This window comes from Streptosporangium sp. H16 (assembly GCF_051918855.1).
In the GTDB taxonomy this organism is placed as follows: domain Bacteria; phylum Actinomycetota; class Actinomycetes; order Streptosporangiales; family Streptosporangiaceae; genus Streptosporangium.
Window position 1 is genome coordinate 20,909 of sequence record NZ_JBPXMD010000055.1, and the last position, 11,083, is coordinate 31,991.

Annotated in this window: 10 protein-coding genes and 1 riboswitch; of the genes, 7 read left to right on the top strand and 3 right to left on the bottom strand. The window is 70.0% G+C overall.

Annotated elements, in window-relative coordinates:
- Window positions 1–406: 406 nt before the first annotated feature.
- Window positions 407–1,213 carry an SAM hydrolase/SAM-dependent halogenase family protein gene (locus tag ACTOQ2_RS41300; protein ID WP_440107083.1) on the bottom strand — a complete coding sequence of 269 codons (807 nt, stop codon included), beginning with the start codon at window positions 1,211–1,213 and terminating at the stop codon, window positions 407–409.
- 117 nt (window positions 1,214–1,330) lie between these two features.
- Here ACTOQ2_RS41300 and ACTOQ2_RS41305 point away from each other — a divergent pair, with 117 nt between their 5' ends.
- Together ACTOQ2_RS41305 and otsB are read left to right on the top strand one after the other, a co-directional pair.
- Window positions 1,331–1,633, top strand: coding sequence for a DUF3263 domain-containing protein (locus ACTOQ2_RS41305; RefSeq protein ID WP_440089694.1), 303 nt, complete (start codon window positions 1,331–1,333; stop codon window positions 1,631–1,633).
- Window positions 1,634–1,715: 82 nt separating this feature from the next.
- Window positions 1,716–2,495, top strand: coding sequence for a trehalose-phosphatase (gene otsB, locus ACTOQ2_RS41310; RefSeq protein WP_440107085.1), 780 nt, complete (start codon window positions 1,716–1,718; stop codon window positions 2,493–2,495).
- Between the two features lie 68 nt (window positions 2,496–2,563).
- Here the strand turns inward: otsB and ACTOQ2_RS41315 are convergent, their stop codons facing one another.
- A complete protein-coding gene (locus tag ACTOQ2_RS41315; protein WP_440107087.1) occupies window positions 2,564–3,754 on the bottom strand; it encodes an MFS transporter in 1,191 nt (396 codons plus the stop codon).
- Between the two features lie 84 nt (window positions 3,755–3,838).
- Window positions 3,839–5,263 carry an alpha,alpha-trehalose-phosphate synthase (UDP-forming) gene (locus ACTOQ2_RS41320; RefSeq protein ID WP_440107089.1) on the bottom strand — a complete coding sequence of 475 codons (1,425 nt, stop codon included), beginning with the start codon at window positions 5,261–5,263 and terminating at the stop codon, window positions 3,839–3,841.
- A 229-nt stretch (window positions 5,264–5,492) separates the two neighbouring features.
- Here ACTOQ2_RS41320 and ACTOQ2_RS41325 point away from each other — a divergent pair, with 229 nt between their 5' ends.
- From ACTOQ2_RS41325 to ACTOQ2_RS41345, 5 genes are all read left to right on the top strand, one after another.
- Window positions 5,493–6,050: an RNA polymerase sigma factor gene (locus ACTOQ2_RS41325; RefSeq protein WP_344744275.1), complete on the top strand. Its 558-nt coding sequence runs from the start codon at window positions 5,493–5,495 to the stop codon at window positions 6,048–6,050.
- A gap of 215 nt (window positions 6,051–6,265) precedes the next feature.
- On the top strand, window positions 6,266–7,801 hold the full coding sequence (locus ACTOQ2_RS41330) for a S1 family peptidase (protein WP_440107091.1): 1,536 nt from the start codon (window positions 6,266–6,268) through the stop codon (window positions 7,799–7,801).
- Between the two features lie 295 nt (window positions 7,802–8,096).
- A riboswitch (SAM riboswitch) is annotated at window positions 8,097–8,237 on the top strand.
- A gap of 14 nt (window positions 8,238–8,251) precedes the next feature.
- The gene (thrC, locus tag ACTOQ2_RS41335) at window positions 8,252–9,544 is read left to right on the top strand and encodes a threonine synthase (RefSeq protein ID WP_440107093.1); all 1,293 of its coding nucleotides are present in this window, start codon (window positions 8,252–8,254) and stop codon (window positions 9,542–9,544) included.
- Window positions 9,545–9,566: 22 nt separating this feature from the next.
- A complete protein-coding gene (locus ACTOQ2_RS41340; protein ID WP_350977546.1) occupies window positions 9,567–9,842 on the top strand; it encodes a MoaD/ThiS family protein in 276 nt (91 codons plus the stop codon).
- A gap of 349 nt (window positions 9,843–10,191) precedes the next feature.
- A complete protein-coding gene (locus tag ACTOQ2_RS41345; RefSeq protein ID WP_012895270.1) occupies window positions 10,192–10,392 on the top strand; it encodes a cold-shock protein in 201 nt (66 codons plus the stop codon).
- Window positions 10,393–11,083 lie beyond the last annotated feature (691 nt).

An 11,083-nucleotide genomic window follows, 5' to 3' on the forward strand; every position in this document is an offset into this window, starting at 1 on the left:
GCGACATGCTTTCTGGAGGGTCAAGAATGGTCAGCTTGTGGCAATGATCGCTGGGTTATATCCGAACGAAACTCGGTCTATTGCCGATCCGATCCGGGCGCATAAGGCCTTTCACGCCTCGTCGAATTCCTTAATTGCCAGGTCAGCTCGTATGTCCGGCCGAGGGTGGCCTCCCGGCGGGCGGCAGGGCGGGAAGGGCCTGCTCCAGGGGGAGCCGTCGCCGTGAAGGCGTGCCGGCGGCCACGGGGAGTACGGCGCGGCCACATTTTCCATGGGGGATTGGGAAACGTCACCTGAATTCCGGCATGCGTGATTCCGGTGGAAAAAACTGCCGACGAAAAAGGTGTCTTACTAAACGGGATGATGCATGGCTTGATTTCCTCTTAAATCACATTTGCTGTGCATGTCAGGGAGCGGGGGAGAGCCGCACGTGGGCTCCGGGAGGCAGGCCCAGCCGCTGGGAGGCGTCGCCGGAGTTGACCGCCAGCGCGATCAGCCCGGCCGAGTCGGTGAAGGCCACGACCTCCCCGGGCGGGACCGCGGCGAAGGTCTCCCTGAACGGCACCGAGAGCCGTCGCCTGCCCAGCCAGACCACCAGGGTGTCTCCCGGCGCGACGTCCAGCGTCACCAGATCGCCGGAGCCGATCGACAGCTGGGCGTTGCCGTGCCGGTCGACCGACAGCACCTCCCCCTCGACGTAGTCCTCCCGCAGCACGGAGGTGGGCGCGGGGAGCGAGACGAGCCGCTCCAGCGGGATCTCCGGTCCCAGCTCGGACGGATGGCACCCGATCGCCAGGTGCGCCGCCACCGGGGCGAAGAGGTCGCGGCCGTGGAAGGTCGGCGAGACCGGTTCCAGGAAGAGCTCCTTGTTGGAGAGTTCGTAGGCGGCTCGCGCGCCCCCGCTGGCGTGGATTGCCCACGACAGCAACCCGTTGTCCGGGCCCAGGAACATGTGGTCGCCGGCCTGGACGGCCACGGCCCGGCGCGAGCCGCCACCGCCGGGATCCACCACGGCGACGTGCACGCCCGAAGGAAGGTAGGCGATCGTCTGGGCCAGGATTGCCGCACCGCGCCGTACGTCCCCCGAGGGGACCAGATGGCACACGTCAATGATTCGCGACTCAGGAGCGATTCCGACGATCACGCCGTGACATGCGGCGATGTAGCCGTCTTCCAGTCCGTAGTCGGTGAGAAGGCTGATGACAGAGGTCACATCAGGTGACTGTACGTCTCCGCATCCGTCATGAACAGCGCGAAATTCCGGACTATTCTGACTTCGAGCCGCGCGTGCGCGGTGTGGTCACCGCGTGCCCCGAGGCAGGAGGAAGCAATGGACACCGCGTCGAGTTCCGGTGACAGCGCTGCTCCGGAGCCCGCGCCGAGGGCTCTCACCGACCGGGAGCGCGAGCTGCTCGCCTTCGAGCGCCAGTGGTGGCGCTACGCGGGCGCCAAGGAACAGGCGGTCCGCGAGGCCTTCGACATCTCCGCGACGCGCTACTACCAGTTGCTCAGCGAGCTCATCGACCTGCCGGCGGCGCTCGCCCACGATCCGATGCTGGTCAAGCGCCTGCGCCGGCTCCGGGAGACCCGGCGCCGCGATCGTGCCGCCCGGAAAATGGGCTTACGCCCCTGATGTTCGGGTACGACCGGTCGGACGGCGACCGCGAGAGCGGAGCCGGTATGACGGCGAACACACTCGACAGGCTGAGGCGGGCATGACGACGAATACGTCCGACGGGTTGAAGGCGATCGTCGCCGATCCGGCGGGAGCGGTGATCGGGCTTGACTTCGACGGCACGCTGTCCCCGATCGTCCCCGATCCCGCGGCGGCCAGGATCCACCCCGGCGGGGCCGAGGTGCTGGCCAGGCTCGGCCGCCTGGTCGGCGCCGTGGTGATCGTGACCGGCCGTCCGGCCGCCACGGCCGTCGAGTACGGCTCCCTGGCCGGTGTGCCGGGGCTGGTCGTGCTCGGGCACTACGGCCTCGAACGCTGGGAGGCGGGGGCGCTCGCCGCGCCGCCCGTCCACCCGGGCCTCGACCTCGCCCGCACCGGGCTCGTCCCGCTGGTGGCGGGGATCGAGGGGATCAGGATCGAGGACAAGGAGCGGTCGGTGGCCGTGCACACCCGGCAGGCCGCCGACCCGTGGGCGGCGCTCGACGCGCTGCGCGAGCCGGTCGCCGCGCTGGCCGCCGGGGCGGGGCTGGCGGTGGAGCCGGGCAAGTTCGTGCTGGAGCTGCGCCCGCCGGGGATGGACAAGGGAGTGGCGCTGAGCGCCTTCCTGGGCGAGCGGGCCGCCAGGTCGGTGCTGTTCGCCGGGGACGACCTGGGCGACCTCGCGGCGTTCGCGGCCGTGCGGGCCTCCGGGCTGCCGGGCGTGACGGTGTTCAGCGGGTCGCCCGAGATCGAGGTGGAGGCCGACATCGTGGTGGACGGGCCGCCGGGGGTCCTGGAGTTCCTCACCTCGATCGCCGACGCCGTCGAGAGGGAGGCGTAGGGCGAAGCCCGGGTGAGCCGTCCGCCCGGCAGGGGCCCGCGCGCTCGGGAACCTCCGCCCGCGCCCGCTCAGGCGGGCTCGCCGGCGACCGCCCGGAGACGTCCGCCCGCGGTGATCAGCAGCCCTCCGGCGGCGAGCCCGATCAGGGCGGGGACCATGAGGAACGCCTGCTGGGTGCCGAATCCGTCGGCCAGCGCGCCCAGCAGGAACGGCCCGATCCCCACCGCCAGCCCGGCGAAGATCGAGGCCATCGCCGACGCCCGGTCCCGCCGCCCGCCGGAGGCGGCCAGCACCCGGGACAGCGCCATCGGGAAGTGCAGCGCGACCCCCAGTCCCGACACGGCCAGGCCCGCGTAGGAGAACATCGGGTTCGTGCTCAGCCAGAAGATCGCCCACCCGGCGGCCGCGACCAGGAGGGCGCCGAGGAACAGCGCGGTCGGGGGCACCCGCAGGGCCAGCCAGGCCCCGGCCAGCCGCCCGGCCGCCATCCCGGCGGTGAACGCAGCGACCGCGGTCGCGGCCACCGCCGCGGGCAGTCCGGTCTGGTCGGAGAACAGCTTGGCCGCCCACAGGTTGAAGCAGAATTCCATCGCGACGCAGCAGAACAGCACGGCCGCGGCCAGGTAGAACCGCCAGCCGAAGCGGGCGGCACCCTCCCCGGTGCCTTTCGAGACCTCCAGGGGCTCGGGGATCCGTACGCGCCCCATGGTCAGCGCGAGCAGCGCGGCCAGCGCGGGGGTCACCAGCAGCGCGGCCCGCCAGCCGAAGGCGCTCTGCGCGGCGGCGCTGACCACGAACGGGACCCCGATGCCGACGATCACGCAGACGGCGTTGGCCTCGCTGATCGCCGCCGGGCCGGCGGGGCCGTGCCGGTCGTCGAGCGCGGCCATGCCCAGGTACAGGACGATCGAGGCCAGCCCGCTGGCGACGCCGTACCCGAGGAGGGTGACCGGCAGCACGGTGGGAGCCGCCGCGACCATGAGCGTTCCGGCGCTCATCCCGGCCATCCCGGTCCAGACGGCGGCCCGGCGGCCGATCCTCCCGGCCAGCCAGGGCAGGGCAAGACCGACGATGATGCCGCCGACGGCCATCGCGGTCCCGTGCAGCCCGGCGACCGCCTGGGACACGCCCTGGTCGAGGCGGAGCAGCGGGAGCGCGGCGCTGAGGCCGTACAGGTAGGTGGCGAAGACGCCGAGCTGAAGGTAGATCAGCCAGGTCGCGCGGTCGCGGATCAGCCGGACGGGCGCGATCGCGGTCAACTCGGTCTCCCGTACGCCAGAAAAAGTGAAATAGCCCCAAAAACTATCTCATACAGGTCTAAAACCGTTTAATGAGCTGGGCTCTCACCCGAGGGCGTCGAGCTGCTCGGCGAACCACCGGTGCGGGGGCAGCGCGGTCGCCGCGGCGGCCAGCAGGACCCCCCTCCTGGCGCGCTCGTCCGAGGGCATCGTCAGGCCCTCGTGCAGCGCGGCGGCCGTGGCCGAGACGTCGTAGGGGTTCACCGTCAGCGCGTGCTCGCCCAGCTCGACGGCGGCGCCGGCCTCCCGCGACAGCACCAGCGCGCTGTGCGGCGACAGGATCGGCCCCTCCTTGGCGACCAGGTTCATGCCGTCGCGGATCGGGTTGACCAGCAGCACGTCGGCCAGCCGGTAGGCGGCCAGCGAGCGCGGGTAGTCGTCGTCGACGTTGAGGATCAGCGGGTCCCAGTCCTCGGTGGCGTACTCGTCCTCGATCTCCTCGGCGCAGCGCTGCACCGCCGCGGTGTACTCGCGGTACTCGGGCAGGTCGTGCCGGGACGGGTAGGCGAAGGCGAGGTGGGTGACCCGGCCGTGCCACTCCGGGTGGGCCGCGAGGAACTGCTTGTAGGCGACCAGGCCCCGCACGATGTTCTTCGACAGCTCCGTCCTGTCGATCCGCACGATCAGCCTGCGGTCGCCCACCTGGGCGCGGAGCGCGGCCATGTGCGACTCCACGTCGGGCTCGGACGCCCGCGTCCAGAGTGCCTTGCCGTCCACGCCCAGGCTGTGGGTGCCGATCCTGGTCGTCCTGCCCGCGTGCGTGACCGTACGCTCCCCGCGGTCGACCCGCGCGCCGAGCACCGTCTCGCAGCAGTCCATGAACGCCCCGCCCCAGCGAGCGGTGAGGAAGCCCGCGTGGTCGGCGCCCAGGATGCCCTCGAGGAGCTCGGTCGCGACGTCGTCGGGGAGCAGGTTGAAGTATTCGGGCGGCGCCCACGGCGTGTGCGAGAAGTGCGCCACCCGCAGGTCGGGGCGCTCCCCCCTGAGCATGGCCGGGGCCAGGCTCAGGTGGTAGTCCTGCACCATCACCCGCGCCCCGTGCGGGGCCTCCTCGGCCAGTGCCATCGCGAACGCCTCGTTGTAGGCCTGGTACGACTCCCACTCCCGGCGGAACCTGGCGTCGAAGTAGGGCCTGTTGGGGGTGTCATAGAGGAGGTGGTGGACGAACCAGAGGGTGGAGTTGGCGACCGCGTTGTACGCGCGGTGGAAGGTCGCCGGGGGGATGTCGAGCATCCGCAGCGCCCCGGTGCCGTAGCCCGCCTGGTCGAGCCGGCCGCCGGGGGCCAGCCGCACGGCGCCGCGGTCGCCGTCGGACAGCGCCGCGCAGACCCACAGGACGTCGAGGTCTTTCGCGACCTCCGACAGGCCGGAGACCAGGCCGCCACCTCCCCTGCGCATGGACAGCGAACCGTCCTCGGAGAGGGTGAAGGAGACGGGGCCTCGGTTGGAGGCCACCAGGATCGCGCTCATCGATTCTCCTTGAGCGTGGAGACCCCAAGGTTAACCGGCACCTGGTCGGGATGTCCTCGCTCTTCAGGTCATGGAAGGAACGGCTCCATCGAATTGTGTCAGCTCTTGTCAGCAGGTGGAGTGATGAGCCCCGCTCTATCACCCTTTTTGTGGCGGGGAGGGAGGGTCACCATCCGCGACCCCCGACCGTAGGATGTCCAGCGACCGTGACCGCTGATGGGGGCCCGTGATGGCGCTGGACGAGACGACCGAGGACCTGGCCCGATCGGCCGCCCAGGGCGACCACCGCGCTCTCGGCGAGCTGCTGAAGCGGATCGAGCCCGCCGTGCTCAGGCACTGCGGCCGGATCCTCCCCTTCCGGCAGGACGCCGAGGAGGCCTGCCAGGACACCCTGCTCGCGGTGGCACGCAACATCGGCCGCTTCGAGGGGCGCGCACGGTTCAGCACCTGGCTGCACATCGTGACCGCCAACTGCGCCAGGACCACCTACCGCTCGCTGAAGCGCCGCGCGGCCGAGCAGAGCTCCGACGAGCTGCCGCTGCAGAAGCCGGACGTGGCCCGGGTGAGCGTGATCGCCGGGTCCCGGCTGGACCTGCTCGACGCGATGGAGGCGCTGGAGGCCGAGAAGCCGGAGCTGGCCCAGGCGCTGGTGCTGCGCGACATCTGCCAGCTCGACTACAACGAGGTGGCCGAGCAGCTCCGCATCCCGCTGGGCACCGCCAAGTCACGCATCCACCAGGCGCGCAAGTACGTCCAGGGCGCCCTGGGCGACGCTTACGGCTTCTGACCGCCGCCCGGTCTCCGGCCCGGCCGCCCGGCCTCCGGCGGGCTGCCCGCCGAGGCGCCCACCCGGTCGGAACCGTTGAAGAGCGCCTTCCGCGTGGCGCGCGGCTCCAGGGGCCTCGCCTGATTTAAGGTGGCGTTGCCCACGTCGCGTGATCAATCGGTGACATGTGGCGATCTCCCCTCACGCTGTGCAAGCCGAGGTCGAGGAGAGACCACATGTTCCGCAGACACGCTGTTTCCACGGCATGCGTCCTGGCGGCCACCGCACTTGCCCTGGCCGCCGTACCGGCCGGCGCCGAACGCCAGGCGGCGGGTGCCCCGGCCGCGCCCGCCGCCCCGTCCGCCACCATGGCCGTGTCGGCCGCGCTGAAACCGCCGCCGAACATGCTGGAGGCGCTTGAGCGCGACCTCGGCCTGACCCCGGCCCAGGCCCAGGCCCGGCTGCTCAACGAGGCCCGCCTGAGCCCGATCGCGATACAGCTGAGCAGAAGGCTCGGCCCCCGTTTCGGCGGTGTCTGGCTCAGGGGAAGCACCGCGCACACCCTGGTGGCGGCCACCACCAGTGCCGCCGACATCCCCACAATCCTCGACTTGGGAGCCCAGGCCGAGGTCGTCCCCAGGTCGCTGGCGGAGCTCACCGTGACCAAGCAGAAGATCGACGAAGCCCTGCCCCCGCGGCCGCTCGTGTCGAGCGCGCACTTCGTCGACGTGAAGAGGAACAAGGTGGTCGTCCTCTCCCCGAAACCTGAGGACGCCCAGAACTTCGTCGAGAGCGCGGGGGTGGACGAGCAGGCGGTGGTCGTGCTGCCCAGCACCGAGGTTCCCCTGACCCTGCACGACCTGGTGGGCGGCAACGCCTACTACATCGGCGTCACCAGCCGCTGTTCGATCGGCTTCTCCGTGCTCAAGGGCACCCAGCAGGGTTTCGTCAGCGCGGGTCACTGCGGAAGGAGCGGCGCCGCCACCACCGGCTTCAACCGCGTCGCCCAGGGCACCTTCCAGGGATCGGTCTTCCCGGGCAGCGACTACTCCTGGGTCGCGACCAACAGCGACTGGACCGCCACTCCGACGGTGGACAACGGTGCGGGCGGCACCGTGCCCGTCGCCGGCGCCCGGGTCGCCGTCGAGGGGGCCTCGGTCTGCCGGTCCGGCTCCACCACCGACTGGCACTGCGGACTCATCCAGCAGCACGACGCCAGTGTCACCTACCCCCAGGGCACCGTCTTCGGACTGACCCGCACCAACGTCTGCGCCGAACCCGGAGACTCCGGCGGCTCGTTCATCTCCATCGACCAGGCCCAGGGCGTCACCTCCGGCGGCTCCGGCGACTGCAGCCAGGGCGGCACCACCTACTTCCAGCCGGTCGGCGAGATCCTCACCGCCTACGGCCTGACCCTGCGGACCACCGCGGGCAATCCGCCGCCGCCGGTCACCGGCACCTGCACCGGCTTCCCGAACACCTACACCGGCACCCTGGCCGCTGCCGGCCGGTCCGCCTACCAGCCGAGGGGCCTGTACTACAGGTTGACCGTCGGAGGTCTCCAGACCGCCTGCCTGGACGGCGCCGACGGCACCGACTTCGACCTGTACCTGCAGAAATGGAACGGCAGGAGCTGGACGGTCGTCGCCACCTCCGACAGTGCGGGCCCCGACGAGAGGATCTCCTACACCGGCACGCCCGGCTACTACCGCTACCGGGTGGTCAGCGCGGCCGGCTCCGGTCCCTACACCCTGGGGTTCCGGGTGCCGTGACCGCTCCGGCGGGTCGCCTCCAGAGGTGATGACCGCTCCGGCGGGTCGCCTCCGGCGGCGATGACCGGGAGGGGGCGGGGCTCCCGCCGGACCCGCGATCACCGAGGATCGCGGGTCCGGCGGGAGCCCCGCCTGCCGTCCGGGACGCGTTCCGGGTGCCTCGCGACCGGCGGCCAAGGTTCGGTCGTCCGGTGGATAACACGCCATGTCTCGCACAGTGAGACAAGGAGTCAGGAGGGCGGCGGGGCGGGGTAGAGTGCTGAGGACCTGCGCGTCAGGTTTCCAACTGAATATTTGCTCATCCAGAGGGGTGGAGGGACCGGCCCTGCGAAGCCCCGGCAACCATCCCGGTTCAAGACTCGTGATCTGAACGAGGTCGGCCGGGACAGGTGCCAATTCCGGTCTGTGACCAGGGTGGTCCAGACGAAGATGAGGGAAAGGCCTCGCTTCATGGCGCTCGCAACCACTGAGAACACCACCACCTCCTCCGGTCGTGCCGGCGACGCGCGAGACCGGCGCTTCGGCCCCGCCGTCGCCCTGTCCTGCCGGGAGTGCGGTGCCCGCTACGACCTCGGCCCCAGCTTCGCCTGTAACGAGTGTTTCGGGCCCCTTGAGATCGCGTACGACTTCGGGCGTGTGACCCGGGAGCGCATCGCCGAGGGGCCGACCAACATCTGGCGCTACCGCTCGCTGCTGCCCGTCCCCGACGACGTGGCCGCCAAGCCCAACATGGCGCCCGGCTGGACCAAGCTCGTCAACGCCGGCAACCTCGCCCGCGAGCTGGGCATCCGCTCCCTGCACGTGAAGGACGACTCCGGCAACCCCACGCACTCCTTCAAGGACCGCGTGGTGGCCATCGCCGTCGAGGCCGCCCGTAACTTCGGTTTCCACACCCTCTCCTGCTCCTCCACCGGCAACCTGGCCGGCGCCGTGACCGCCGCCGCCGCGCGGGCCGGGCTGGACGCCTGCGTGTTCATCCCCTCCGACCTGGAGCAGGCCAAGATCGTCATGGCCTCCGTGTACGGCGGCAGGCTCATCGGCATCGAGGGCACGTACGACGACGTGAACCGCTTCTGCTCCGAGCTCATCGGCGACGAGCTGGGCGACCAGTGGGGCTTCGTCAACGTCAACCTCCGGCCGTACTACGCGGAGGGGTCCAAGACCCTGGCCTACGAGATCGCCGAGCAGCTCGGCTGGCGCATCCCCGACCAGATCGTCATCCCGGTCGCGTCGGGCTCGCAGCTCACGAAGGTCGACAAGGGCTTCAAGGAGCTGATCGCGCTCGGCCTGGTCGAGGACAGGCCGTACAAGATCTTCGCGGCCCAGGCCGAGGGGTGCTCCCCGGTCTCCGCCGCCTACAAGGCGGGCCACGACGTGATCCGCCCGGTCAAGCCGGACACGATCGCCAAGTCGCTGGCGATCGGCAACCCGGCCGACGGCCCGTACGTCCTGGACATCGCCCGCCGCACCGGCGGCGCGGTCGAGGACGTCACCGACGCCGAGATCGTCGACGCGATCCGGCTGCTGGCCAGGACCGAGGGCATCTTCGCCGAGACCGCCGGAGGCGTCGTCGTCGGGGTGCTGCGCAAGCTGGTCGCCTCGGGCACGCTCGACCCCGACGCCGAGACCGTGGTGCTCAACACCGGCGACGGTCTCAAGACCCTTGACGCGGTGGCCGCGGAGGCGCGCCCGACCGCGGTGATTCGGCCTTCTCTTGACGCATTCCGTGCGGCTATCGCCTAGAAATCGTGAAAGGTACTGAATTATGAGCGTTTCTGTGCGGATTCCGACGATTCTCCGGACTTACACCGATGGTGCTGCCGAGGTGAACGGAGAGGGTGAGACCCTGCGCGATGTTCTTCAGAAGCTCGACGCGGACTTCCCGGGGATCGGCGCCCGGATTCTTGATGAATCGGGAAAGATCCGACGTTTTGTCAACGTCTATGTGGGGGATGAGGACGTCCGTTTTGTCGACAACCTCGACACGGCCACGCCCTCCGGGGTTCAGGTCTCCATCATCCCGGCGGTGGCCGGAGGCTGATTCTTCCGCTTGACGCGGCCCTGGCCGCCCCGCGCCGCCCCCTCCGGGGCGCCCGCGACTCCACGGCACCCGCCCGGCTCCGGCCGGGCGGGTGCCGTGTTTTATGATGCAAGCTCATATTCAGGGGCTTAGATGGGTCATGTAACCCTTAACTAACTAATGGTGATGGTGAAACTCTGTTCTCGTACTAAAAGCTCTTGTAAAGCAGTAGTTTGGTGCTTGACTCTGTTGCCCTACCGCTTCCCACAGGTATGGTCGGAACGATCGACGTGGCGAAGTCCGTCCCGGCGATTGAGGACTTCGCGAGAGGAATGGGCGTCGTCCTTAAGACCAGTAAGAGGAGTCGCAAGTGGCGCAGGGCACCGTCAAATGGTTCAACGCGGACAAGGGCTACGGCTTCATCGCGGTAGACGGTGGTAAGGATGTGTTCGTCCATTACTCCGCGATCATGATGGACGGCTATCGTGCCCTCGAGCAGGGCCAGCGGGTCGAGTTCGAGATCACCCAGGGTCAGAAGGGTCCCCAGGCGGAATCCGTCCGGGCGGTCTGACGTAGCCGTTTGGTGAATTCGCAGGGAAGAGCCGGTGGATCCCGCGGTATCCGCAGTCCGCTGGATCCTCACCGCCCAGGCCCGGCTCGCCCCCAGTAGGCGAGCCGGGCCTTCGCGCCGTACGGGACGCGTGGCCGCACGGGGGTGCGCGAAGGTGACGGGTCGAGGGGCGGGGCGGTGGTGCGCGCTCGCCCGGAGACGACCGGAGGCGCACGCGGGCGCGCGAAGCCCGCAGCGCAGATGGATCTAACCCGGGCTCGCGAGGAGAGGCGCACGCGGGCGCGGAGCCCGCAGGGGGCACGGAACGCGCGGCGAGCCGATGGTGACGCGTGGCCCACGCCGACGTGACGCGAGATCTACGTCCACATGACACGGAGCTGACGTCCCCGTCTCGGGCGGCGCAGGTCAACGGATCGTGGCTTGCACTCGACAGGGTAGAGTGCTAAACAGATTGTTGGCACTCACGCATAGAGAGTGCCAATCCTGGATCGAGGCGATGGGGCCCGCCGAACGGAGTCGTGGGCCCACATGCCGTCGCGGGCGTCGGCTCGATCCGGTGTAAGCCACCCTTTCTCTGGGAGGTTAGCCGTATGGCAGCCAAGATGATCGCGTTTAACGAGGACGCCCGGCGCGGTCTCGAGCGCGGCATGAACCAGCTCGCGGACGCCGTCAAGGTGACCCTCGGCCCCAA

Bases quoted from the DNA above. Each gene is read 5' to 3' on its own strand.
- ACTOQ2_RS41305 (WP_440089694.1), top strand. From the start codon at position 1,331: ATGGACACCGCGTCGAGTTCCGGTGACAGCGCTGCTCCGGAGCCCGCG.
- ACTOQ2_RS41330 (WP_440107091.1), top strand. From the start codon at position 6,266: ATGTTCCGCAGACACGCTGTTTCCACGGCATGCGTCCTGGCGGCCACC.
- thrC (WP_440107093.1), top strand. From the start codon at position 8,252: ATGGCGCTCGCAACCACTGAGAACACCACCACCTCCTCCGGTCGTGCC.
- ACTOQ2_RS41320 (WP_440107089.1), bottom strand. From the start codon at position 5,263: ATGAGCGCGATCCTGGTGGCCTCCAACCGAGGCCCCGTCTCCTTCACC.
- ACTOQ2_RS41340 (WP_350977546.1), top strand. From the start codon at position 9,567: ATGAGCGTTTCTGTGCGGATTCCGACGATTCTCCGGACTTACACCGAT.
- ACTOQ2_RS41325 (WP_344744275.1), top strand. From the start codon at position 5,493: ATGGCGCTGGACGAGACGACCGAGGACCTGGCCCGATCGGCCGCCCAG.
- otsB (WP_440107085.1), top strand. From the start codon at position 1,716: ATGACGACGAATACGTCCGACGGGTTGAAGGCGATCGTCGCCGATCCG.